Here is a 24,941-nt window from a genome sequence, read left to right as displayed (position 1 = left end):
TTGCTTCGCAAAACATTTATTTTGATTAAGTCTTCGATCGATTAGTATTCGTCAGCTCCACATGTCACCATGCTTCCACCTCGAACCTATTAACCTCATCATCTTTGAGGGATCTTATAACCGAAGTTGGGAAATCTCATCTTGAGGGGGGCTTCATGCTTAGATGCTTTCAGCACTTATCCCGTCCACACATAGCTACCCAGCTATGCCGTTGGCACGACAACTGGTACACCAGAGGTATGTCCATCCCGGTCCTCTCGTACTAAGGACAGCTCCTCTCAAATTTCCTACGCCCACGACGGATAGGGACCGAACTGTCTCACGACGTTCTGAACCCAGCTCGCGTACCGCTTTAATGGGCGAACAGCCCAACCCTTGGGACCGACTACAGCCCCAGGATGCGATGAGCCGACATCGAGGTGCCAAACCTCCCCGTCGATGTGAACTCTTGGGGGAGATAAGCCTGTTATCCCCGGGGTAGCTTTTATCCGTTGAGCGATGGCCCTTCCATGCGGAACCACCGGATCACTAAGTCCGTCTTTCGACCCTGCTCGACTTGTAGGTCTCGCAGTCAAGCTCCCTTATGCCTTTACACTCTATGAATGATTTCCAACCATTCTGAGGGAACCTTTGAGCGCCTCCGTTACCTTTTAGGAGGCGACCGCCCCAGTCAAACTGCCCGCCTGACACTGTCTCCCACCACGATAAGTGGTGCGGGTTAGAAAGCCAACACAGCTAGGGTAGTATCCCACCAGCGCCTCCACGTAAGCTAGCGCTCACGTTTCAAAGGCTCCTACCTATCCTGTACAAGCTGTGCCGAATTTCAATATCAGGCTACAGTAAAGCTCCACGGGGTCTTTCCGTCCTGTCGCGGGTAACCTGCATCTTCACAGGTACTATGATTTCACCGAGTCTCTCGTTGAGACAGTGCCCAAATCGTTACGCCTTTCGTGCGGGTCGGAACTTACCCGACAAGGAATTTCGCTACCTTAGGACCGTTATAGTTACGGCCGCCGTTTACTGGGGCTTCGATTCGTAGCTTCGCAGAAGCTAACCACTCCTCTTAACCTTCCAGCACCGGGCAGGCGTCAGCCCCTATACATCACCTTACGGTTTAGCAGAGACCTGTGTTTTTGATAAACAGTCGCTTGGGCCTATTCACTGCGGCTCTTCTGGGCGTTAACCCTAAAGAGCACCCCTTCTCCCGAAGTTACGGGGTCATTTTGCCGAGTTCCTTAACGAGAGTTCGCTCGCTCACCTTAGAATTCTCATCTTGACTACCTGTGTCGGTTTGCGGTACGGGCACCTATTTTCTATCTAGAGGCTTTTCTCGGCAGTGTGAAATCAACGACTCGAAGACTCAATGTCTTCTCCCCATCACAGCTCAGCCTTAACGAGTACCGGATTTGCCTAATACTCAGCCTTACTGCTTAGACGTGCAATCCAATCGCACGCTTCGCCTATCCTACTGCGTCCCCCCATCGATTAAAACGATTATAGGTGGTACAGGAATATCAACCTGTTATCCATCGCCTACGCCTGTCGGCCTCAGCTTAGGACCCGACTAACCCAGAGCGGACGAGCCTTCCTCTGGAAACCTTAGTCAATCGGTGGACGGGATTCTCACCCGTCTTTCGCTACTCACACCGGCATTCTCACTTCTAAGCGCTCCACATGTCCTTACGATCATGCTTCAACGCCCTTAGAACGCTCTCCTACCATTGTCCAAAGGACAATCCACAGCTTCGGTAATATGTTTAGCCCCGGTACATTTTCGGCGCAGTGTCACTCGACTAGTGAGCTATTACGCACTCTTTAAATGATAGCTGCTTCTAAGCCAACATCCTAGTTGTCTGGGCAACGCCACATCCTTTTCCACTTAACATATATTTTGGGACCTTAGCTGGTGGTCTGGGCTGTTTCCCTTTCGAACACGGACCTTATCACCCATGTTCTGACTCCCAAGTTAAATTAATTGGCATTCGGAGTTTGTCTGAATTCGGTAACCCGAGAGGGGCCCCTCGTCCAAACAGTGCTCTACCTCCAATAATCATCACTTGAGGCTAGCCCTAAAGCTATTTCGGAGAGAACCAGCTATCTCCAGGTTCGATTGGAATTTCTCCGCTACCCTCAGTTCATCCGCTCACTTTTCAACGTAAGTCGGTTCGGTCCTCCATTCAGTGTTACCTGAACTTCAACCTGACCAAGGGTAGATCACCTGGTTTCGGGTCTACGACCAAATACTAAACGCCCTATTCAGACTCGCTTTCGCTACGGCTCCACATTTACTGCTTAACCTTGCATCAAATCGTAACTCGCCGGTTCATTCTACAAAAGGCACGCCATCACCCATTAACGGGCTCTGACTACTTGTAAGCACACGGTTTCAGGTTCTATTTCACTCCCCTTCCGGGGTGCTTTTCACCTTTCCCTCACGGTACTGGTTCACTATCGGTCACTAGAGAGTATTTAGCCTTAGGAGATGGTCCTCCCAGATTCCGACGGAATTTCACGTGCTCCGTCGTACTCAGGATCCACTCAAGAGAGACAACATTTTCGACTACAGGATTATTACCTTCTTTGATTCATCTTTCCAGATGATTCGTCTAATGTCGTCCTTTGTAACTCCGTATAGAGTGTCCTACAACCCCAACAAGCAAGCTTGTTGGTTTGGGCTCTTCCCGTTTCGCTCGCCGCTACTAAGGGAATCGAATTTTCTTTCTCTTCCTCCGGGTACTAAGATGTTTCAGTTCTCCGGGTGTGCCTTCTGATATGCTATGTATTCACATATCGATAACATGACATAACTCATGCTGGGTTTCCCCATTCGGAAATCTCTGGATCAAAGCTTACTTACAGCTCCCCAAAGCATATCGTCGTTAGTAACGTCCTTCATCGGCTTCTAGTGCCAAGGCATCCACCGTGCGCCCTTAATAACTTAATCTATGTTTCCATCCTACAGGAAACGCGTTATTAATCTTGTGAGTGTTCTTTCGAACACTAGCGATTATTTCTTATGAATTCAAGCTTATTTAAAACTCTTTATTCACTCGGTTTTGCTTGGTAAAATCTATATTTTACTTACTTATCTAGTTTTCAATGTACAATTTCTTTTTAGTCAAGCGCTCGCATAAGCAATATCACTTTAACCAAAAAATATTTGAATGTTAAATAGACATTCAAAACTGAATACAATATGTCACATTATTCCGCATCTTCTGAAGAAGATGTTCCGAATATATCCTTAGAAAGGAGGTGATCCAGCCGCACCTTCCGATACGGCTACCTTGTTACGACTTCACCCCAATCATTTGTCCCACCTTCGACGGCTAGCTCCTAAAAGGTTACTCCACCGGCTTCGGGTGTTACAAACTCTCGTGGTGTGACGGGCGGTGTGTACAAGACCCGGGAACGTATTCACCGTAGCATGCTGATCTACGATTACTAGCGATTCCAGCTTCATGTAGTCGAGTTGCAGACTACAATCCGAACTGAGAACAACTTTATGGGATTTGCTTGACCTCGCGGTTTCGCTGCCCTTTGTATTGTCCATTGTAGCACGTGTGTAGCCCAAATCATAAGGGGCATGATGATTTGACGTCATCCCCACCTTCCTCCGGTTTGTCACCGGCAGTCAACTTAGAGTGCCCAACTTAATGATGGCAACTAAGCTTAAGGGTTGCGCTCGTTGCGGGACTTAACCCAACATCTCACGACACGAGCTGACGACAACCATGCACCACCTGTCACTTTGTCCCCCGAAGGGGAAGGCTCTATCTCTAGAGTTGTCAAAGGATGTCAAGATTTGGTAAGGTTCTTCGCGTTGCTTCGAATTAAACCACATGCTCCACCGCTTGTGCGGGTCCCCGTCAATTCCTTTGAGTTTCAACCTTGCGGTCGTACTCCCCAGGCGGAGTGCTTAATGCGTTAGCTGCAGCACTAAGGGGCGGAAACCCCCTAACACTTAGCACTCATCGTTTACGGCGTGGACTACCAGGGTATCTAATCCTGTTTGATCCCCACGCTTTCGCACATCAGCGTCAGTTACAGACCAGAAAGTCGCCTTCGCCACTGGTGTTCCTCCATATCTCTGCGCATTTCACCGCTACACATGGAATTCCACTTTCCTCTTCTGCACTCAAGTTTTCCAGTTTCCAATGACCCTCCACGGTTGAGCCGTGGGCTTTCACATCAGACTTAAAAAACCGCCTACGCGCGCTTTACGCCCAATAATTCCGGATAACGCTTGCCACCTACGTATTACCGCGGCTGCTGGCACGTAGTTAGCCGTGGCTTTCTGATTAGGTACCGTCAAGATGTGCACAGTTACTTACACATATGTTCTTCCCTAATAACAGAGTTTTACGATCCGAAGACCTTCATCACTCACGCGGCGTTGCTCCGTCAGGCTTTCGCCCATTGCGGAAGATTCCCTACTGCTGCCTCCCGTAGGAGTCTGGACCGTGTCTCAGTTCCAGTGTGGCCGATCACCCTCTCAGGTCGGCTATGCATCGTTGCCTTGGTAAGCCGTTACCTTACCAACTAGCTAATGCAGCGCGGATCCATCTATAAGTGACAGCAAGACCGTCTTTCACTTTTGAACCATGCGGTTCAAAATATTATCCGGTATTAGCTCCGGTTTCCCGAAGTTATCCCAGTCTTATAGGTAGGTTATCCACGTGTTACTCACCCGTCCGCCGCTAACATCAGAGAAGCAAGCTTCTCGTCCGTTCGCTCGACTTGCATGTATTAGGCACGCCGCCAGCGTTCATCCTGAGCCAGGATCAAACTCTCCATAAAAATTATGATGTTTGATTAGCTCATAAATACTAAATAATGTTTGTAACTTATAGTTACGTTTTTTGGAATTAACGTTGACATATTGTCATTCAGTTTTCAATGTTCATCGTGTAAAAATAAATGGTGGAGACTAGCGGGATCGAACCGCTGACCTCCTGCGTGCAAAGCAGGCGCTCTCCCAGCTGAGCTAAGCCCCCATAAAATGAAATTTAAGAAGTAATCGGGAAGACAGGATTCGAACCTGCGACCCCTTGGTCCCAAACCAAGTGCTCTACCAAGCTGAGCTACTTCCCGTTATTCAATTAATTTAAAAATGGCGCGCCCGATAGGAGTCGAACCCATAACCTCTTGATCCGTAGTCAAACGCTCTATCCAATTGAGCTACGGGCGCTAAAATGGTGCCGAGGACCGGAATCGAACCGGTACGGTGATCTCTCACCGCAGGATTTTAAGTCCTGTGCGTCTGCCAGTTCCGCCACCCCGGCAAAATAATGGAGCAGAAGACGGGATTCGAACCCGCGACCCCAACCTTGGCAAGGTTGTATTCTACCGCTGAACTACTTCTGCATTATTTTGCTAAATATAAAAATTAAATCGTAATGAGCCATAGAGGATTCGAACCTCTGACCCTCTGATTAAAAGTCAGATGCTCTACCAGCTGAGCTAATGGCTCAAAAGATGGTGCCGGCCAGAGGACTTGAACCCCCAACCTACTGATTACAAGTCAGTTGCTCTACCAATTGAGCTAGGCCGGCTATATCTAAGAATAAATGGTGGAGAATGACGGGTTCGAACCGCCGACCCTCTGCTTGTAAGGCAGATGCTCTCCCAGCTGAGCTAATTCTCCGATTTGTCATTTGCCTGGCAACGTTCTACTCTAGCGGAACGTAAGTTCGACTACCATCGACGCTAAGGAGCTTAACTTCTGTGTTCGGCATGGGAACAGGTGTGACCTCCTTGCTATAGCCACCAGACAAAATAACTTACTTATTTATGATACACGCTTAATTAATAAGGTGCAATAGTTAATTTTACACTTTGTTGTGAACTTTGTCACATCAGCTTTTAGTGTGTTTCGTCTGTTTTTGACGACTTTTATATATTACTTCATTCAATTGATAAAGTCAACACTTTTAATCAACTTTTTTATTCTTCAAAACTGACATTTCTCGTGCTCTCTAATTCATAACACTTTTAGTATTCTATCATACACATATGTACAAAACCATACACATTCTATACAATTTTAAAGTACTTTTATAGCTGATTAAGATAAATTATACTAATATAGCAATTTTTGTTATAAGATATCTCAATGTCTATCGTTAACATTTCTCATCCGAACTACTCTATATACGTATCGTCATTTTCATCTATCAGCCAACTACCTTGTTTAACAGTCAAAAATAGTACCACTATCGTTAACTATTACTATCAAAAACATTCAAACACGAACTAATTACCATAATTAAGAAAACCCTCGCATACACATGTTGTATACACGAGAGCTCTTACTAACAATCAACGTCATTTATTTTTGTCTCATATAAGGGAATAATAACACGTCTCTGATTGATGGAGAATCAGTTAATAACATAACCAATCTGTCAATACCGATACCAAGACCACCTGTCGGAGGCATACCATATTCTAACGCTTCAATGTAATCTTCATCCATTTCATGCGCTTCATCATTACCTTGCGCCTTTTCAACAAGTTGCGCTTCAAAACGACCTTTTTGATCAATAGGATCATTTAATTCAGTAAATGCATTTGCATGCTCTCTACCTACAATGAACAATTCGAAACGATCAGTAAATCTAGGATCTTCAGGATTTTTCTTCGCTAAAGGTGAAATTTCAGTCGGATGACCATAGATAAACGTTGGCTGAATAAGTGTTTCTTCAACTTTTTGCTCAAAGAATTCATTTAAAATATGACCATATTTCATTGTATCTTTAATTTCAATACCATGTTCTTTAGCTAAAGCTTTAGCTTCTTCATCACTTTTAACTTCATAAAAATCCACACCAGTAGCTTCTTTTACAGCATCAACAATATGCAAACGAGTCCAAGCAGATTCTAAATCAATCGTTTCCCCATTGTATTGTACTTTTGCAGAACCTAATACTTCATTGGCAATATGTCTCACCATAGATTCTGTTAAATCCATAATGTCATGATAATCTGCATATGCTTCATATAATTCAATCATTGTGAATTCAGGGTTATGTCTAGTTGATACACCTTCATTACGGAATACTCTACCAATTTCATATACTTTTTCAAGTCCACCGACAATTAAACGTTTTAAATGCAACTCAATAGCAATACGCATGTATAACGTTGCATCTAATGCATTATGATGTGTTACAAATGGTCTAGCAGCTGCGCCACCAGCAATTTGGTGCATCATAGGTGTTTCTACTTCCAAGAAACCTTTATTATTTAAATAATTACGCATTTCTTGAATGATTTTACTACGATTAATAAATGTACGAGTGCTATCTTCGTTCGTAATTAAATCTAAATATCTTTGACGATATCTCTGTTCAATATCCTGTAAACCGTGGAATTTATCCGGTAATGGTCGCAATGATTTAGTTAGTAGCGTGAATTTCTTCGCTTTAACCGATAATTCGCCAGTATTTGTTTTGAACATTACACCTTCAACACCAACGATATCGCCTAAATCAGCATTTTTCCATAAATCAAATTCGTCATCGCCAACTTGATCTTTACGAACGTAAATTTGAATTTGTCCAGCTAAGTCCTGAACGTGTGCAAATCCTGCTTTACCTTTACCACGCTTAGTCATTAATCGTCCAGCTATAGCGACATGACTATCCGCTTCTTTTTCTACCAATTCTTCTTTAGAATACTGGTCCCACTCTTCTTTCAAATCACTAGATAAACCTGAACGGTCAAATTTAGAACCAAACGGGTCTATACCAAGATCATATAATTCTTGTAATTTTTGACGTCGAACCAACATTTGGTCATTCATTTCTTCTGACATAACTTTCTCTCCTTTAACTTGTTGTAATCCTTTAGTATTCCAACTGGTACACTCAAACATTTTCCTTTAAAGTTTTATAAAATATCAGACATTTTTGCTCAACATACATCTCTTTCGATGTTTCTAATACTTTATCATTAACCATTACACCTTAAAGTTATGATGTGGCATGTTTTCTTATATTCATAACATCAATTTTATCACTTTTTTAATTTTACAAGAGCTTGTAAATGTAATAAAGCAATTTCTGTTTTCGTTTATGAATTACTTATTCATTTAAAATACGATTATCATTAATACAACCCTAAGTAAATGTATAAAAATTATCTTCCACAAACTTCAACAAAAGCCCAAATAAATTACAGCAATTTATCAAATATTGCTTACTTTGATTTTATGAAATAACTTAATTCTAACACATACTAAATCATCATATACTAATTCGTAATCAAATGCATTTAGAGATAATCAAAATGCGGAAACATCTCCAATAATCAATCATCTATTCCCAATAAATATGAATGTTCTCAACAATACATTATTTATATCTCTTTACACTGTCATCGACAAAAACTAAATCTTTCACTTTCAATTTCGAACGTGGTTCTACGACATTTGCTGCTATATCATTTAATGGGATTAAAACAAATGCACGTTCATTCATTCTCGGATGTGGCACCGACAGTTTTGGTAAATCTATCATTTCTTCTCCATACAACAAAATATCCACATCTAAAGTTCTAGGACCCCATCGTTCCTTTCTAATACGGTGTAAACATTCTTCTGTCTTCAAACAACATTCCAACAGTTGTAATACTGTGAGTGTTGTTTGAATTTCAACACACAAATTTAAAAAGTTAGGTTGCTCAGTATACCCAACTGGTGCTGTTTCATAAATCGGAGAAATATTAGATACGCTAATACCATCATATTCATTCAAAATCTTTATAGCATCGTTTAACTGGCTTTCTCTATCACCAATATTACTACCTAATCCTAAGTATGCTTGAATCATTTATTCTCCCTCACTATTTCGATACCTACTCCATCATAATGACCCGGAATCGGTGGGTTTTCTTTAGTGATTCTCACTTTTGTTTCCATTACACGATTATATTGTGAATTTATACGATTTGCAATACGTTCAGCTAGATGCTCAAGTAAATTAACGGCCTTACCTTCCATAATTGATTTAACCTCTTCGAACACTTCACCATAATGAACTGTATCAATAACATTATCAGTACGCCCAGCTTCAGCTAAGTCTACTTTCAAAGTTACATCCACTTTGAAAATTTGCCCTATTTCATTTTCAGCTGATAAAGCACCATGATATCCATAAAAGCGCATACCTTTAAGAAAGATTGTGTCTTGCATTTTCATTCTCCTTTAAAAAATCTATACCTTTAGCTAATTTAGCATTCAACTCGACATTATGAACGCGTACTGCTCTAACGCCTTTCATAATACCATATGCAGTCGTAGCTGCAGTTACTTCATCTCTTTCAACCGGTGTTGTATCATAACCCATCATCTCTTTAGTGAAACGTTTCCGGCTTGTCGCTAATAAAACTGGATATTCTGTTGCAACAAGTTCATCCAGTCTTGCCATAACTTCGGCTTCTTCATTTCTAGTTTTAGCGAAACCTATACCTGGATCTAGCCAAATTTTATTTGAAGGTATACCAGCTATTTTAGCTTGATGTGCTTGTGCTAACAAAGATGTTAACATTTCTTCGACAACCGGTTCATCACGATTACCATTTCCATTATGCATTAAAATAATTTCCGCGTCATATTTAGCTACAATTTGGAACATACGATGATCATACAGACCCGCCCATTGATCATTAATCATATCAACGCCTAATTTTAAACATGCTTCAGCAACCTCACTTCGAAATGTATCGACTGAAATTTTTACATCAAAACCGACAATAGCTTCAACAACAGGTAATACTCTGTTCAGCTCTTCTTCTAATGTAACCATTTCATGACCGGGTCTCGTTGAAACACCTCCAACATCTATAATGTCAGCACCTTCATCTATCATGGCTTTCACTCTATTTATAGCTGTTTCAACATTATTAAATTTTCCACCATCTGAGAATGAATCAGGTGTGACGTTTAATATGCCCATAATTTTTGTTTTAGTCATGTTAACCACCCTTTAATTATGTATTGTTTAACTCTAATAAAATTTACTCCTGCGATTTACTAGTTATTAATATGTACGTTTATTATCTTATCATTCACTGGATGTTTTTATCAGAAAAATGTTTAATTTAACGCTCATATTTTTAAAATTATACATGGTAGAAAAAAAGAGCAAGTTATCTCAAAAAGATAACTCACTCTTTTAAATGACATTAATTAGTCATCGAATGAATATAAAGGTGTTGATAAGTAGCGTTCACCATTACTCGGCAATACTGTTACTACTGTTTTACCTTTTCCTAATTCTTTTGCTTTTTGAATGGCAGCATAAATCGCAGCACCTGATGAAATACCTGCTAAAATACCTTCCTCTTTAGCAACTCGACGAGACATTTCCATCGCTGTATCATTTCCTACTTTAATAATACTGTCATAGATTTCTGTATTCAAAGTGCCTGGAATAAATCCAGCACCTAAACCTTGTAATTTATGTGGACCTGGCTCACCACCGCTCAATACTGGAGAAGCCTCAGGCTCTATAGCAACAATTTCGATGTTAGGATATTCTTTTTTCAGAACTTTACCTACACCAGATAACGTACCACCAGTACCAACACCAGCTAGGAACGCATCGATAGTTTTCCCTTCAAATTGTTGTAATAACTCAGGACCTGTAGTTAACTCATGAACTTCAGGGTTCGCAGGGTTTTCAAATTGTTGTGGCTCGAAGTAACCATGTTCTTCTTTTAATTCTTTAGCTTTTTTAATTGCACCTTTCATCGCTTCTGATCCAGGCGTTAAAACTAATTCCGCACCGTATGCTTTTAATAAATTACGACGCTCTTGGCTCATTGTTTCGGGCATAGTAAATACTGCTTTATATCCTTTAGCAGCACATACAAATGCTAAACCGATACCTGTATTACCACTTGTTGGTTCTACAATTGTGTCGCCAGGTTTAATTTTGCCTTCTCGCTCTGCTTTTTCAATCATTGCTAAAGCAATTCTATCCTTTACAGAACCACCTGGATTTTGATATTCCAATTTTACATAAACATCTGCTGCATTGTCATCTACTACATTTCTCAATTTGACTACCGGTGTACCGCCAATAATTTGAGTAATATTATCTACTGGTTTTTGTGCCATTAAGAACACTCCTTTTTAGTTAGTTGTTGAAATCTTAGTTTATTTATCGGATATAGAATTATTTTATCAAATAAATTCTAGAAAGCAAACAAAATCACTAAGGATTATACAACTATTTAGTTCTACATTTCACTAAACCGCTAAAAATAAACATTTTAGCGTATTGATTTAAATTAAATTACGCTAAACTTTCTAGCAACACGTTTAATTCTTCTTCAGTATATTTATATTTATTTCCACAGAAATGACATACTGCTTCAGCACCATGATCTTCTTTAATCATATTTTGAATCTCAGCCTCGCCCAATCCTTTAATAGCATTTAAAAATTTCTCATGACTACAATTACATTCAAATTGAACAGGCATTTTCTCTAAAATTTGCACATGGTCTTCACCTAAGATTTCGTTTAGTAATCCTTCTGGCGTTAATCCTTGTTCAATTAATTTAGAAACTGGTGTCATTTCACTAATTGCTTTTTCTAATTTTGAAATTGTTTCATCTTTGGCACCTGGCATAACTTGAATGATAAATCCTCCTGCTGCTTTAATCGTATTATCAGGATTTACCAATACACCAAGACCTACCGATGAAGGTGTTTGTTCACTTGTAGCATAATAATAAGTAAAATCTTCACCAAGTTCTCCTGAAACAATTGGACTTGCTCCAGAGAAATAGTCTTTCATTCCAACGTCTTTAACAACCATAATAGATCCATTTGTCCCTACTGCTCGTCTTACATCAAGTTTACCTTGCTCATTTAATGGAAAATGAGTTTGTGGATGGTCTACATAAGCACGCACCTCGCCTTTAGCATTTGCATCGGCAATAATTCGTCCAATAGGTCCTTGGCCATCTACAGTGACAGTTAATTTTTGATCACCTTTCAACATTGCGCCCATCATAGCTGTTGCTGTCATTGTTCTTCCCATTGCAGCAGATGCTGTCGGCCATGTATAATGTCTCGTTTGTGCTTCTTGAACAGTTTCAGTTGTCAAAGCAGCATAAGCCCTAATCTCCCCATCAAATGCTAATGCTTTAACAATATAATCGTGTGTCATTATTTCAATCTCCTCTATTACTCTATATTTTAAAATTACTTTACTTCATAAAATGCAACAATTGTACTTATTCTACACCCATCATTCTAAATAATGAAGTAACTTGTTTTACAATTATTTTCTGCTATAACAATTCAATGACTTAAAATCTAATACGTATTTTTAAAAACGATAAAAGTACCTCTTTCTATAACTTTATCATAGAAAGAGGTACTGAATATAATCGATTATTTATTGTCTGGGTGATTTGGATCGTAAGGTTTTTCGATATTTGGGGCTTGTCGATGTGCTGGTTCATCTTTTTCATCAGATTTATCAGCTTCTTTTTTATCCTCAGCAATATCTTTTTCTTCTTTACGATCTTCACTTTCGTCACGTTGTCCATCTTCTAATTGCTCTTTACGAATCTCTTCATAAGATTTACCGAATTTACCATCATTAAATTCAGAATCTTCATCTTTAACAACTTTAGCTGCATCATAATCAATTTCAGGTAATTTACCTTCGTAGAATAATGATTGAATTTGTTCAGCAACTAATGTTTCTTCTGTTAATAATGTTTCAGCAATTAAAATTAATTGTTCTTTGTGCTCTAATAAAATTTGTTTACAACGTTCGTATTGTTCTTTAACGATTCGTTGAACTTCTTTATCAATTTCATATGCGATTTGGCTTGAATAATTAGGCTCACCTTGCATATCTTTACCTAAGAATACTTGACCATTGCTATGACCGAACTGTAATGGTCCTAATTTTTTACTCATACCATATTGCGTAACCATTGAGCGTGCGATTTGTGTTGCACGTTCGAAGTCATTTGAAGCACCTGTTGATACTTCGTTAAAGTTAATATCTTCTGATACACGTCCACCAAGTAAACCACAGATTTTATCTAATAACTCTTGTTCAGTCATTAAGAAACGATCTTGTTTAGGTAGCATCATTGCATAACCACCTGCTTGTCCACGTGGAACAATAGTAACTTTATGCACTACTTCTGCCTCATCAAGTACCATACCGATAATTGTATGACCAGCTTCGTGATGAGCAACAATATTACGTTCTTTCTTAGAAATAACTCGAGATTTCTTAGCAGGTCCGGCTATAACTCTATCCGTTGCCTCTTCGATATCTCTCATGTCAATTTTCTTTTTACCTTCACGTACAGCAATTAAAGATGCTTCATTTAATAAGTTCTCTAAATCAGCACCTGAGAAACCAGGTGTACGTTGTGAAATTGCTTTTAAATCAACCGTTTCATCAAGTGGTTTGTTTTTAGCATGAACATGAAGAATTGCTTCACGGCCTTTCACATCTGGACGACCAACTTGAATTTGTCTATCAAAACGACCTGGACGTAATAAGGCTGGGTCAAGGATATCAGGACGGTTTGTAGCAGCTATCATAATGATACCTTCATTTTCACCGAAACCATCCATTTCAACTAATAATTGGTTTAGGGTTTGTTCACGTTCATCATGACCGCCACCAACACCTGCACCACGTTGACGACCAACAGCATCAATCTCATCGATAAAGATGATACAAGGCGCGTTTTTCTTAGCATTATCGAATAAGTCACGAACACGGCTCGCACCAACACCAACAAACATCTCTACAAAGTCTGAACCACTAATAGAGAAGAATGGTGCGCCAGCTTCACCTGCAACCGCTCTAGCAAGTAATGTTTTACCAGTACCTGGAGGTCCAACAAGTAAGACACCTTTAGGAATCCTAGATCCCATTTCTTTGAATTTTTTATTATCTTTCAAGAAATCAACAATTTCAATTAATTCTTGTTTTTCTTCATCTGCCCCTGCTACATCAGAGAAACGAACACGACGTTTATTATTATCGTACATTTTTGCTTTAGATTTACCAAAGTTCATCATACGACCGCCACTACCGCCACCTTGTGCTTGGCTTAGGAAGAAAATAAATAATAACGCTATGACTACAACTGGAATTAATGTTGAAAGTATACTCACAAAGACACTTTGTTTTTCTTCTTCTTTAATCGTTAATTTTACACCGTTTTGCTTTTTAGCAGCATCAGTAATTTTTTGTAATTCTTTTTCGTTGTTATATAAAATAGTTGATGAATAGTCTTCATCATTTTTCGTTTTACCACTTACCATATAGACATTTTGTTGTGGTTGGATTTCTAAAGTTTTAAGGTCACCTTTTTCCAACTTCTCAGTAAATTGATTATATGTAAGCTGTTTCGGCATATTTCCATTACCGTTTAAATATGAAAATAGACCAAAAATAATAACGCCTATTATTACGATAACTAGCACATTGCGAAAAGCTTTCTGCATGCGTCATTTCCTCCTACTTCCCATAATAAAACTAACAAAAATTGTAACATATGACATGTTTTATAAGCTAGTAATTGAGCTTAACATCAATGTCATTCACACCCGTATTAGTTTTATCAATCTCTATATTTTTCAACTTTTCAAGACATATGTCTTGTCTAAAATTAAATATATATGAAATACATTTTTCATATTTTTGAGTCTACACTATTATTTCTCAAACGCATAGTAATAATAACTGAAATTGATTAAAAAATTAATTTGAATACACTTCAGGTTTTAACGTACCGATATATGGTAAGTTTCGGTATAATTCACGATAATCTAAACCGTAACCAACAACAAATTCATCTGGTATTTTTTTACCTACATACTTAGCTTCAATGTCCGCTTTACGACGGTTTGGTTTATCTAATAAAGTAACTATTTCTAATGAATTAACTTTTCTAGATTGTAATAATTCAGTAATTGACTTAAGTGTAGTACCAGTCTCTAAGATATCTTCAATAATTAATACGTCTTTATTTTCAATAGAAGAACCTAAATCTTTAATGATTTGAACTTCACCAGTTGACTCAGTGCCTCCGTGATAACTAGAAACATCCATGAAATCAATTGATAAATGGGTATCAATTCGTTTAATTAAATCTGACATAAACATTGCTGAGCCTTTTAAGATACCCACGCATACTAATGGTTTACCTTGATAATCCTTTGTTAATTGTGCTCCCAATTCCTTACAGATATTTTGAATATCTTCTTCAGTTAACAATACTTCTTTCAAATCATTATGCATAACGCTATTCATCTCCATTTTTACTAATTATAATCCATTTTTTTATTGTTTGTTGTTGATATAAATCTCCTACCGCAATAATGCGCTGTTGTTTATCCAATACGATTGGCATTTGATCCCGAACCCACTGTGGCACTTTACAATCTATAAACAGGCGATTCACTTTCTTATAACCATCGCGCCCATTCAGTTTAAATGTATCGCCACTTTGTCGTGTTCTCACTGTAAGCGGAAATAAACATTTTGGTAAATTAGAATGTATCTCTAATCGATATTTGTTAAAAAAATAATTACCTGGCTTTTTAATTGTTTGAACTCTAAAATATGTATCGCCATTATTTTTAGCCATTATTATTAATTTACCATATGCGATTTGAATTATCCATTTATCCGTGAGATTAATACTGAATTGTGCTTTCTTACTACTAAATTGTTTAAACCACTCTTCGTATGTTTTAGCACTAATATTAAACAACTCATAATACTTTGATAATAGGCAGTCCAACACAACCATCTTTAATGAGTTTGGTAAGTTATTAAAAGCTTGTCTAGAAACCTCTAAATATTTTGACTGTTCATCAAACTTCACAAATTCTTGAATAAATTGTTTAGCTGAATATTGCAAAATATCATATTGTTCATCATGCCATTGTTTTAATTTTAATAAATGCGATACTTTAAGTTGATTATTTTCATCAATAGCTGGAATAATTCTATTACGAATATCATTTCTAATATATTTGTTATCTTTATTAGATTCATCTTCAAAATATGGAATATGATATCTCTCTTGGAATTGTTTTATTTCTTTTTTAGAGACAGCTAAAAGTGGTCGATAAATCTGATAACCTTTTCGCTTCGATAACTCATCAAATCCTAGTTTATTACGCGTTGATTTCCCATTAAAAATACGATACATAATAGTTTCTAATTGATCGTCCAAATGATGCGCCGTTAGCAATACATCCGCTTCTAATACATTCATCATTTCATCAAACCATTCGTAACGTTTAATTCGAGCTTCATTCTGAATGCTGTTATTTCGGTCGAGACTATGCGACAAATCTAACTTTTTGATATGTAAATCAATGTGATGACGTTCGCAGTATGCTTCTAAAAATCTGGCTTCCTCAATTGAAGCTGACCTAACGCCATGATTGACATGTAAGCATGTTAGTTTTCTATAACTATCTTTATAATCATTTAGTAGTTGATACAATAAACACATACTATCAATACCTGTAGAAACAGCGACAACAATATGGTCATCAACATGCCAACCATTACTATTTAACTGCATAACATCACCTCACTTTTACAATTTTCAAAAATGGTATAAGTCTTAGTTATATCATTACAAATAAAAGAGACTGCTCCTTATTTAAGAAACAGTCTTAGATTGTCTAACGCTGCAATCGATTATTCGATACGCATCATTCTAAATATATTCCTTATCGAAACAGTCTTTATTTATTTTAATTAACGTCTAGAACCTTTGCCACCGCGTCTAGATTCTGTTTGACGTTTGATTGAAGTTAATTTATCTTCACTATCTTTTAAGAAATTGCTTAATTTCTTTTCAAAATCTTCGGCTTTTTGCACTGGTTTTTGATGACTTGGTTTACTCGTATGTTGTCTACGTGGACGGTCTTTAGCTTTCTTAATTGAAAGACTAATTTTTCCATCATCAGCAATAGATAATACTTTCACGTCTACTTCATCACCAACAGAAAGGTGCTCTTCTACGTTTTCAACATAATTATCTGCGACTTCACTAATGTGAACTAAACCACTTTTTCCTTCAGGTAATTCTACGAATGCACCAAACTTTTTAATACCAGTGACTTTACCTTTAAGCTTATTTCCAACTTCGATTGACATATGTTAAATAAATCCTCCCGATTTGATTCGATTTTCCCTTATTATATCCTTGTTTGGATTTTTTCACAATGTCTATACTCGGATAATTTTGAATCAATTTGGATTTATTTTTTCGAAGATTTTGAGCTAGACGAATCTTTGTCTTCTGGCAACCTAAAAATCACTTCACCTTTGTTGCTTAAGTAATAATCATCACGCGCAATTTTTTCAATGTAATCTTTGTCATTCAGATTATTCAACTTTTCTTTTAACGCAATTTCTTCATTTTGTTGCTTTTGAAACTGTGCTTCTTTCGCTTTTCGCTCCTGTGCATCAATATCATTGCGATGTTTTTGGACAACAAGCAAGATTGATAAAACAACAATTATCGCAAGTAATACGCCCGCAAATACTGTAATACGCCTACGAACAACACGCATTTTCATTTTTTGACGTTGTTTTTTCTTGTTCTCTTGCGACGTGTACTGATTTTCTATATGTTCTACTTTATTTTTCATTGCTTGTCACCTCCAATTTACGCTTCTTCAAGTCGACGCTCTTCAATGATTTCATACATGCCCTTCGCGTTATCTTTAGATGCATGTTCATTTAATGCAGTTACTTTAACTGTTACTAATTTTTGACCAAAGCGAATCGTCAGCACATCTTCAACTTTAACATCCGATCCAGCTTTAGCAACATTACCATTTATTGTAATTCTACCTTGATCACTTACTTCTTTTGCTAGCGTACGTCGCTTTATTAACCGTGATACTTTTAAATATTTATCTAATCTCATGTATTACTCTCCCCTTTTTCTAGCCACTGCTTTAACGAGGCCTCATCAAATGACTTATCCTTCGTCTTCTCATATAAATTTAAAAAATGCTCTGCAAATACTTTTTCAAATTTAACTCTTGGCTGTTTACCTTCAGCATCTTTCGCCTTAGACCAAATTTCTTTTAAGTCATCGATAGTTTCAGCATTGGCATCACCAAATATGTGTGGGTGTCTACGAATCATTTTAGCATTAAGACTTGTAATCACTTCTTTAATGTCGATATACCCTTCTTTTTTACCAATACTAGTATGCAATAACACTTGTAATAAAATATCTCCTAGTTCTTCAATCATATGCCAATCATCTTCATTGTCAATAGCTTCGAACAATTCAAATGTTTCTTCAAGTAAATAACGCTTAAGCGTTTCATGCGTTTGCACTTTATCCCATGGACAACCTTTATCTTCATCAACTAAAGTATCAATCACTTCCGTTGCAAAATCAAAGTCATGATACAAATATGTCGATGTTATGATTTTTGGTACGAATACACTCGTCAAATTATTGAATGCATTTTCATCATGATCCAATTCATATAATGGGCATGTCACAACGTTATCCGCACCATCGCTTCGTGCACCAGTGACAATTTGAACAGGGTAATCATCAGGATATCGTTCCATTAAAGTGATTTTCAAATTAGCAGCAACCATTGCACTATAAACTTGCGTAATCAATGTATGCGTTCTAACATTAAGTATTACTTCTTGTAATGATGTCGCATCTAACAGTGTGAAGCCATCATTTGGATCTACATTAACTGCTTCAAACACATCATCAATAAAGCTTTTACCACCTAAAACTTTCACATCTATATCAGTATTGTCCTTTGCTAAAGCCAGTAATTTCACTGTAGTTGTCTCAGCAACTCTAGGATGACCCGGAACCGCATAGACAATATCTTTTTCATTAGCAGCTTCAACCAATTGCGCCACAATATCGTTATAGACATCTTCAAATTGGTCATGTGCTTCATAAACATGGTCAAAACTCTGAAATGTTAATTCATCTTGCAATGATTCTATAACTGGATGATCTAACGTTCTTGCATAAACTTTATCTTGTGTCTTTAAAAATTTATATATCCCTAGCGGCAAATCATCAATGCCATAGTTTCCTAAGCCAACAATCGTAATGGTATGTGCCATCAACGTCTTCCTTTCTTAATTTGATACAACTTTGAACCAAATGGTAAATAAGTTAACTCTTTATATGTCAAAACATTAAATCTAAAAATATAGAAAAACAATGCAATGATACCTAATACTGCTGCACATAATAATTCAATGAGTCCAGTGAATCTACCGTGTGTTGTCACTATGTTTAACACGCATTGAACAACAATCGACATAAATACCATACCTAAAACAACATTGATAAAAAATCGTCTCATCGCATGTAAGTGGTATTTTCTCGTGACAGCAATATGGATAATCGTACCGAATATAATTAATGATACAACAGTACTAATGCTCGCACCAATAATGCCACTTAAACGAATCAAAATGATATTAAGTATAAATTTAATAACCAATCCTGCCGTCATACCAACAAAAATAGGTCTCACAGCATGTTGCGCTTGTAATAAAGCCATATCCATCATAATTAACGATACACAAATGACCGTAATCATATAAACACTTAACGTTAAGGTTAAATCATTCGTCTTAAAAAACACACCGTTCATTAAAGGCAATAAATTAATTAATCCTATTCCCGCTGCTGTACTTATTAAAATCGTAATCTTTAATGACGCATTTGCATAACGATTCATAAGTACCTGATTATTCATTTTGATTGCGTCACTTAACAGAGGAATGAGCGCAAAACTAAATGTTGTAGTTACAATCAATCCCATCTGAATAAATGATGCACCACGGTCATAGACTCCTTTTTCAGTTATGGCAACATCGAATGGCACGCGTATCGCTTGAAGTGACTTAATAATAGTAACACTATCAATCACTTGCCATAAAATTACGATTAATTGACTGATAGCGAAAATCAAAACCGAAAGTGCGAACTGTTTCCAAACAATCTTTGCAGTGTTATTTACCATTTTAAACTTAAAAGGTCGGTGCGCTACTAAATAAATTGAAGAACCTAAAAAACCTATCGTTGATGCTAAAATAGCAATTGTTCCCGCTTCATATATCGTCCAACCTCTGTCTACAAAAATAACAATAGTAACAATGATAATACCTACTCGTATAACTTGTTCTATAACCTGGGAAATAGCCGGAACTGTCATATTATTTGCAGATTGATAATAACCTCTTAACACGCCAAGCATACCTATAAATATAAAGCTTAAACTTGCTGCTTGAATCATTGGTGTTAAATGGCTATCACCCATCATATGTGCAATATTGTTCGCAAACACAAAAATAGCAATAAATAATAATATACCAACTAATTGTATATAAGCGACCGCTTTTGCATATGCTTCGTCACTATGATACTTCCCTATATTTTGTGTAATTGCACTAGGAATGGCATTCATCGATAATATCATTCCTAATGCTACAATTGGATACACTTGTTGATATGCATACAAACCTGTATCACCTAATATATTTTGATATGGAATTCGATATACAGCACTCAGAATTTTAATGACAATTAATGCAGCAGTTAACACGACAACGCCATTAAATGCTTCTTTATGCTTCATCACTGATTCTCATGCTTTCTTCAATGCACTTAACTAAAAACTTCAAACTATCAAGCCATTGATTTTGTTTCGTTAAAGTAATTGTCATTGCATTATTTTGAACACCAACCTTCATTGTTCTACCTAAAGGTTGTGTTGCTTTGAACAGCACTTCGCCATCAATATTTTCAGTGGCTTTTACAGATAAATGAATATCAATTATTTTCCCTTTATCTTTAATCAACGTGATACCTGAATGTAATGCGTGTACTTTTATTTCCACTATATCAAGCAAACGTGCTACTTCAACAGGATAATCATTAAAACGATCAATTAATTCATCTTTAATGTCGATAATTTGATCAAATGTTTCAGTTTTTCGTAGCTTTTTATAAATTTCAATTTTAGCTTGTTCATTTGCAATATATTCTGTTGGCAAATATGCATCCAAGTTTAAATCAACTTCGACTTCTGGCACCTCAGATTCTGGTTCCTTAATACCACGTTTTTCATTTACAGCTTCTTCTAACATTTGACTGTACAAATCAAATCCAACTGTATCAATAAAGCCGTGCTGTTGTTTACCTAACAAATTACCAGCACCACGAATGTTCAAATCACGCATCGCAATCTTAAATCCTGAGCCTAACTCCGTAAATTCTTTAATCGCTTGTAATCGATCTTCTGCAGTCTCAGTTAGTACCTTATTTGCTGGATGTAAGAAGTATGCATAACCAATACGACTTGAACGACCAACACGACCTCTTAATTGATACAACTGACTCAATCCAAAGCGATCTGCATCTTCAATGATCAAAGTATTTGCATTTGGGACATCGACACCTGTTTCAATAATCGTCGTCGTTACTAAAATATCATATTCATTATTGATAAAACTTAACATCGTTTCTTCTAAATCGCGCTCTGTCATTTGTCCATGAGCAACTGCAATGTTAGCATCTGGCATTAACATCTGGAGTTGTTCTCGTTTTTCATAAATGGATTGCACTTTATTATAAAGATAAAACACTTGGCCATCACGGGATAGTTCTCTTTCTAAAGCTTCTTTGATAAAACTCATGTTCTGTTCTAATACATATGTTTGAACTGGGAAACGATTTTCTGGCGGCGTTTCAATCACTGACAAATCGCGCACACCTAGCATACTCATATGCAATGTTCTAGGTATTGGGGTTGCAGTCAATGTTAGTACATCTACATTATGTTTTAATGTTTTAATACGCTCTTTATGGCGTACACCAAATCGTTGTTCTTCATCTACAATCAACAGCCCTAAATCTTTATACTGTATATCTTTACTAAGTAATTTGTGTGTACCAACAACTATGTCAACAAACCCAGTTTTAAGTCCTTCCTTAGTTTGTTTTATCTCTTTCGGCGTTCTAAAACGACTCATTAATTGAATTTCAACAGGAAAATCTTGCATACGCTCAATTAACGTCTCATAATGTTGCTGAGCTAAAATAGTTGTAGGAACTAAAAATGCAACTTGCTTTCCTTCCATTACAGCTTTGAATGCTGCTCTCACTGCAACTTCAGTTTTACCATAACCAACATCACCACATAGCAAGCGATCCATTGGACGCGATTTTTGCATGTCATCTTTAATTTCATCGATAGATTTAGCTTGGTCAGGCGTAAGTTCATATGGAAAATCTAATTCAAATGTTGTTTGCTCAGCTGTGTCTTCCCCATATTGATAACCTTCTGCCATTTCTCTTTCTTTATATAAATCAATCAACTCTTCAGCAATATCTTCAACACTTTGTTGAACTTTTGCTTTTGTTTTTTTCCATTCACTGCCACCGAGTTTATTTAATTTTGGCGTCTTATCTTCCGAAGCTACATATTTTTGAACTTGATCCATTTGATCTACTGGAACAAATAGTTGATCCGTACCTTTATATTGCAATTTAATATAATCACGATGCGTTTGCCCCACTTCGAGCGTCTCAACACCTAAATATCTACCAACACCATGATGCACATGAACAATATAATCTCCCACATTTAAATCTTGGTAAGACTTAATTTTTTCAGCATTTGAGATAGCTTTCGTACGTTTTCGTTGCTTTTTCTGTTTTGATTTAAAAAGCTCACGCTCAGTAATGACAACTAATCCCATATCAGGTAGTTCAAATCCTTCAGATAAACTGCCTTCAATAATCACTGCTTGCCCCGATGACATTGAGCGATGCAATTTTGTTATTGATGGAATATGCATTTCACTTAACATCGCTTGCATACGTTCAACTTTAGTTTCAGTTTCGACCAAAACCACGATATGATAATTTTGATTGACATATCGTTGAAATTCAGAACGCATAATGTCATATTGCCCATAAAATTGTTGGACAGGTTTACATGAAAATTTAATAATATGATTTAGTTTTATCGGCATTGTTGTAGCGAATAATGAAAAATAAGTGACAGGATAGCCTTCAATCAATGTTTCAAAATCATCATATTTTATAAAACTTTGTCCTATAAATCCATTACCACTTTCAATAATATTGCTAATAAACGAATCAGACTCTACTGTTAAACTTTCTTCAGTTTCTTTAATACGATTAAATTCATCAACTGCAATGATTGCATCTTTTTGGAAATACTCAATAATTGTCGAAGGTGTTTCATACATAAACGCTACTAAACGACGTAGTATTTGATGATCAAAGTATGTACTTTCGAATAATTTAAAGCTTTCATACGTTTCTTTCAGATCATTGCGCACTGATTTATCTATTTTGGGTCTTGTATTTTCATATGCAGTTTTCAACTCTTCTTTAAGATGTCTAATCACTTCTTCAGTAATGATATAATCACTTGCAGTTGTGATATCGACTTCTTCAATATTATCTTTGGAACGCTGCGTTTCAACATCAAAATCGCGAATAGAATCAATTTCGGTATCAAATAGCTCAATTCTGATTGGTTCCCCAATTAGCGGAAAGATATCGATAATACCTCCTCGCAATGAGAATTCACCAATATGCGATACCACGGATTCCCGTTTGTACCCCATATTAACTAATTTGTTAAGAAATTGGTCCACATCGATATCCTCACCAACACGCAATGTCATTTGGTGATTTTGCCACATTTCAACAGGAGTTAACCACTTTTTCAAACCATTTAAAGGAACGATAAATAACCCTTTCTTACCTTGAGCTAACGCAGTTAAAGTTCTAATACGTTCACTCATCAGTTGAGGGCTTTGTGTTGAAAACTCTTCGGTCATAATATCTTGCACAGGATACTTATACAATTCTTCAGCATCTATAAATTGAAGTAAATCTGTTTCTAATTTATCTGCTTGGTATAAATTATTGGTAATTAATAATAACTGTTGATTACTTTGTGCATATTTTTCAGCAATCATCGTCACTTTAGCTGACGGGGAAAGACCAGTTACTAGTGTGTTTGCTTGTCCAAATACCTGATTAAGGTCTTGAAAATGATTATCTTCTTTTATAAGCGTTGTCAATATTGTCATTATTTCACTTCACCATTAAATTCATTCATAACATGGTCAAATCGTGATGTTTCAACAAACTTTTCAATTGCGCGTGCTGCGTGTTCGATAACTTTTTCCATCGTTACCATTTCATCATTTGAAAAGCGTTGTAAAACATAATCAGGTACCGTCATACCATTCGTTGGTCTTCCCACACCAATACGAATACGTTTAAATTGGTCTGTACCAAGCATTTTAATAATTGATTTCATACCATTGTGACCGCCCGCACTTCCTTTTTGTCTTAAGCGAACTTGTCCTTGTTCTAAATCTAAATCATCATATAAGACAATTAAATCTTCTGGATTAACATTGTAATAATCCATAATCGGTGCAACTGCTTCTCCTGACAAATTCATCATTGTCATTGGTTCGATAAATAACACTTTATCTCCGTTCATTCGTTCAATTGTATATGCACCTTTAAACTTTTGTTTATCTAATGAAAAATTATTTTTCTCTAAAATATAATCAACGACTTCAAAGCCGATATTATGTCTTGTAAGTTCAAAACGTTTACCTATATTACCTAGACCTACAATACATTTCATGCGTGTTTACCTCCAACATAATTGTTTCATTTATTATTATAATGACAACATCTATTTTCCGCCATTGCCATCAATTATCATTATTCTTTAGCTTAGTAAGTATGTATTTTAAAATCGAGTACATTAAAATTTTTATGATGTATCATTGTTGAGTTTAATATCTTTTACTCACTAAAATTAATTAAACTTTAGTACA

Annotated in this window: 17 protein-coding genes, 8 tRNA genes and 3 rRNA genes; all 28 read right to left on the bottom strand. The window is 36.9% G+C overall.

What is annotated here, in order from left to right; all coding sequences use genetic code 11:
* Window positions 1–21: 21 nt before the first annotated feature.
* The 28 genes from NSS86_RS01200 to pth all read right to left on the bottom strand — a co-directional run bounded on the left by NSS86_RS01200 (window position 22) and on the right by pth (window position 24,745).
* Window positions 22–2,944: ribosomal RNA gene (locus NSS86_RS01200) — 23S ribosomal RNA — on the bottom strand.
* 304 nt (window positions 2,945–3,248) lie between these two features.
* Window positions 3,249–4,800: ribosomal RNA gene (locus NSS86_RS01195) — 16S ribosomal RNA — on the bottom strand.
* A 121-nt stretch (window positions 4,801–4,921) separates the two neighbouring features.
* Window positions 4,922–4,997: transfer RNA gene (locus NSS86_RS01190), tRNA-Ala, on the bottom strand.
* 23 nt (window positions 4,998–5,020) lie between these two features.
* Window positions 5,021–5,094 (bottom strand) — tRNA-Pro (locus tag NSS86_RS01185).
* Window positions 5,095–5,114: 20 nt separating this feature from the next.
* Window positions 5,115–5,191, bottom strand: a tRNA-Arg gene (locus tag NSS86_RS01180).
* Between the two features lie 5 nt (window positions 5,192–5,196).
* Window positions 5,197–5,285: transfer RNA gene (locus NSS86_RS01175), tRNA-Leu, on the bottom strand.
* A gap of 7 nt (window positions 5,286–5,292) precedes the next feature.
* Window positions 5,293–5,367 (bottom strand) — tRNA-Gly (locus NSS86_RS01170).
* Window positions 5,368–5,400: 33 nt separating this feature from the next.
* Window positions 5,401–5,473: transfer RNA gene (locus NSS86_RS01165), tRNA-Lys, on the bottom strand.
* Between the two features lie 6 nt (window positions 5,474–5,479).
* Window positions 5,480–5,555, bottom strand: a tRNA-Thr gene (locus tag NSS86_RS01160).
* Window positions 5,556–5,571: 16 nt separating this feature from the next.
* Window positions 5,572–5,647 (bottom strand) — tRNA-Val (locus NSS86_RS01155).
* A gap of 12 nt (window positions 5,648–5,659) precedes the next feature.
* A 5S ribosomal RNA gene (gene rrf / locus NSS86_RS01150) occupies window positions 5,660–5,774 on the bottom strand.
* Together the 16S, 23S and 5S rRNA genes with 8 tRNA genes alongside form the textbook arrangement of a ribosomal RNA operon.
* A 557-nt stretch (window positions 5,775–6,331) precedes the next feature.
* A complete protein-coding gene (gene lysS / locus NSS86_RS01145; RefSeq protein ID WP_001288202.1) occupies window positions 6,332–7,819 on the bottom strand; it encodes a lysine--tRNA ligase in 1,488 nt (495 codons plus the stop codon).
* Between the two features lie 52 nt (window positions 7,820–7,871).
* A complete protein-coding gene (locus tag NSS86_RS01140) occupies window positions 7,872–7,964 on the bottom strand; it encodes a hypothetical protein (RefSeq protein ID WP_001790128.1) in 93 nt (30 codons plus the stop codon).
* 393 nt (window positions 7,965–8,357) lie between these two features.
* The gene (folK, locus tag NSS86_RS01135) at window positions 8,358–8,834 is read right to left on the bottom strand and encodes a 2-amino-4-hydroxy-6-hydroxymethyldihydropteridine diphosphokinase (RefSeq protein ID WP_000613722.1); all 477 of its coding nucleotides are present in this window, start codon (window positions 8,832–8,834) and stop codon (window positions 8,358–8,360) included.
* Window positions 8,831–9,196 (bottom strand): dihydroneopterin aldolase, encoded by a 366-nt coding sequence (folB, locus tag NSS86_RS01130; RefSeq protein WP_001154302.1) that lies wholly within the window; start codon window positions 9,194–9,196, stop codon window positions 8,831–8,833. The genes folK and folB overlap by 4 nt, the downstream gene beginning before the upstream one ends.
* Window positions 9,174–9,977: a dihydropteroate synthase gene (gene folP / locus NSS86_RS01125; protein WP_000167944.1), complete on the bottom strand. Its 804-nt coding sequence runs from the start codon at window positions 9,975–9,977 to the stop codon at window positions 9,174–9,176. The genes folB and folP overlap by 23 nt, the downstream gene beginning before the upstream one ends.
* A gap of 215 nt (window positions 9,978–10,192) precedes the next feature.
* Complete coding sequence (cysK, locus tag NSS86_RS01120; protein WP_000057594.1) at window positions 10,193–11,125, bottom strand: cysteine synthase A; 933 nt, start codon at window positions 11,123–11,125, stop codon at window positions 10,193–10,195.
* A gap of 178 nt (window positions 11,126–11,303) precedes the next feature.
* Window positions 11,304–12,185, bottom strand: a complete 882-nt coding sequence (gene hslO, locus NSS86_RS01115) for an Hsp33 family molecular chaperone HslO (RefSeq protein WP_000148605.1) — start codon at window positions 12,183–12,185, stop codon at window positions 11,304–11,306.
* A gap of 227 nt (window positions 12,186–12,412) precedes the next feature.
* Entirely contained in the window at window positions 12,413–14,506 is a 2,094-nt protein-coding gene (ftsH, locus tag NSS86_RS01110; RefSeq protein ID WP_001167888.1) for an ATP-dependent zinc metalloprotease FtsH, read from the bottom strand.
* Between the two features lie 256 nt (window positions 14,507–14,762).
* Entirely contained in the window at window positions 14,763–15,302 is a 540-nt protein-coding gene (gene hpt, locus NSS86_RS01105) for a hypoxanthine phosphoribosyltransferase (RefSeq protein ID WP_000551283.1), read from the bottom strand.
* A gap of 4 nt (window positions 15,303–15,306) precedes the next feature.
* Window positions 15,307–16,602, bottom strand: coding sequence for a tRNA lysidine(34) synthetase TilS (gene tilS / locus NSS86_RS01100; protein ID WP_001176709.1), 1,296 nt, complete (start codon window positions 16,600–16,602; stop codon window positions 15,307–15,309).
* Window positions 16,603–16,781: 179 nt separating this feature from the next.
* Window positions 16,782–17,183: a S1 domain-containing RNA-binding protein gene (locus tag NSS86_RS01095; RefSeq protein ID WP_000021445.1), complete on the bottom strand. Its 402-nt coding sequence runs from the start codon at window positions 17,181–17,183 to the stop codon at window positions 16,782–16,784.
* A 104-nt stretch (window positions 17,184–17,287) separates the two neighbouring features.
* A complete protein-coding gene (gene divIC, locus NSS86_RS01090) occupies window positions 17,288–17,680 on the bottom strand; it encodes a cell division protein DivIC (RefSeq protein WP_000792417.1) in 393 nt (130 codons plus the stop codon).
* A gap of 17 nt (window positions 17,681–17,697) precedes the next feature.
* On the bottom strand, window positions 17,698–17,961 hold the full coding sequence (locus NSS86_RS01085; RefSeq protein ID WP_001234988.1) for an RNA-binding S4 domain-containing protein: 264 nt from the start codon (window positions 17,959–17,961) through the stop codon (window positions 17,698–17,700).
* Window positions 17,958–19,151 (bottom strand): MazG nucleotide pyrophosphohydrolase domain-containing protein, encoded by a 1,194-nt coding sequence (locus NSS86_RS01080; protein ID WP_000951441.1) that lies wholly within the window; start codon window positions 19,149–19,151, stop codon window positions 17,958–17,960. The genes NSS86_RS01085 and NSS86_RS01080 overlap by 4 nt, the downstream gene beginning before the upstream one ends.
* The gene (locus NSS86_RS01075; RefSeq protein WP_000680740.1) at window positions 19,151–20,677 is read right to left on the bottom strand and encodes a polysaccharide biosynthesis protein; all 1,527 of its coding nucleotides are present in this window, start codon (window positions 20,675–20,677) and stop codon (window positions 19,151–19,153) included. The genes NSS86_RS01080 and NSS86_RS01075 overlap by 1 nt, the downstream gene beginning before the upstream one ends.
* Window positions 20,667–24,173: a transcription-repair coupling factor gene (mfd, locus tag NSS86_RS01070; protein WP_000154218.1), complete on the bottom strand. Its 3,507-nt coding sequence runs from the start codon at window positions 24,171–24,173 to the stop codon at window positions 20,667–20,669. The genes NSS86_RS01075 and mfd overlap by 11 nt, the downstream gene beginning before the upstream one ends.
* Entirely contained in the window at window positions 24,173–24,745 is a 573-nt protein-coding gene (pth, locus tag NSS86_RS01065; protein WP_000649791.1) for an aminoacyl-tRNA hydrolase, read from the bottom strand. The genes mfd and pth overlap by 1 nt, the downstream gene beginning before the upstream one ends.
* Between the last annotated feature and the right edge of the window lie 196 nt (window positions 24,746–24,941).

The sequence above is a fragment of the Staphylococcus sp. FSL W8-0056 genome, assembly GCF_037963075.1.
In the GTDB taxonomy this organism is placed as follows: domain Bacteria; phylum Bacillota; class Bacilli; order Staphylococcales; family Staphylococcaceae; genus Staphylococcus; species Staphylococcus aureus.
Note: the sequence above shows the minus strand (reverse complement) of the source record. Positions and strands in the feature narration are given on the sequence as shown.

What these genes read in the sequence shown, in the direction of transcription:
- lysS (WP_001288202.1), bottom strand. Translation starts at nt 7,819, where the DNA reads ATGTCAGAAGAAATGAATGACCAAATGTTGGTTCGACGTCAAAAATTA.
- NSS86_RS01140 (WP_001790128.1), bottom strand. Translation starts at nt 7,964, where the DNA reads ATGGTTAATGATAAAGTATTAGAAACATCGAAAGAGATGTATGTTGAG.
- folK (WP_000613722.1), bottom strand. Translation starts at nt 8,834, where the DNA reads ATGATTCAAGCATACTTAGGATTAGGTAGTAATATTGGTGATAGAGAA.
- folB (WP_001154302.1), bottom strand. Translation starts at nt 9,196, where the DNA reads ATGCAAGACACAATCTTTCTTAAAGGTATGCGCTTTTATGGATATCAT.
- folP (WP_000167944.1), bottom strand. Translation starts at nt 9,977, where the DNA reads ATGACTAAAACAAAAATTATGGGCATATTAAACGTCACACCTGATTCA.
- cysK (WP_000057594.1), bottom strand. Translation starts at nt 11,125, where the DNA reads ATGGCACAAAAACCAGTAGATAATATTACTCAAATTATTGGCGGTACA.
- hslO (WP_000148605.1), bottom strand. Translation starts at nt 12,185, where the DNA reads ATGACACACGATTATATTGTTAAAGCATTAGCATTTGATGGGGAGATT.
- ftsH (WP_001167888.1), bottom strand. Translation starts at nt 14,506, where the DNA reads ATGCAGAAAGCTTTTCGCAATGTGCTAGTTATCGTAATAATAGGCGTT.
- hpt (WP_000551283.1), bottom strand. Translation starts at nt 15,302, where the DNA reads ATGCATAATGATTTGAAAGAAGTATTGTTAACTGAAGAAGATATTCAA.
- tilS (WP_001176709.1), bottom strand. Translation starts at nt 16,602, where the DNA reads ATGCAGTTAAATAGTAATGGTTGGCATGTTGATGACCATATTGTTGTC.
- NSS86_RS01095 (WP_000021445.1), bottom strand. Translation starts at nt 17,183, where the DNA reads ATGTCAATCGAAGTTGGAAATAAGCTTAAAGGTAAAGTCACTGGTATT.
- divIC (WP_000792417.1), bottom strand. Translation starts at nt 17,680, where the DNA reads ATGAAAAATAAAGTAGAACATATAGAAAATCAGTACACGTCGCAAGAG.
- NSS86_RS01085 (WP_001234988.1), bottom strand. Translation starts at nt 17,961, where the DNA reads ATGAGATTAGATAAATATTTAAAAGTATCACGGTTAATAAAGCGACGT.
- NSS86_RS01080 (WP_000951441.1), bottom strand. Translation starts at nt 19,151, where the DNA reads ATGGCACATACCATTACGATTGTTGGCTTAGGAAACTATGGCATTGAT.
- NSS86_RS01075 (WP_000680740.1), bottom strand. Translation starts at nt 20,677, where the DNA reads ATGAAGCATAAAGAAGCATTTAATGGCGTTGTCGTGTTAACTGCTGCA.
- mfd (WP_000154218.1), bottom strand. Translation starts at nt 24,173, where the DNA reads ATGACAATATTGACAACGCTTATAAAAGAAGATAATCATTTTCAAGAC.
- pth (WP_000649791.1), bottom strand. Translation starts at nt 24,745, where the DNA reads ATGAAATGTATTGTAGGTCTAGGTAATATAGGTAAACGTTTTGAACTT.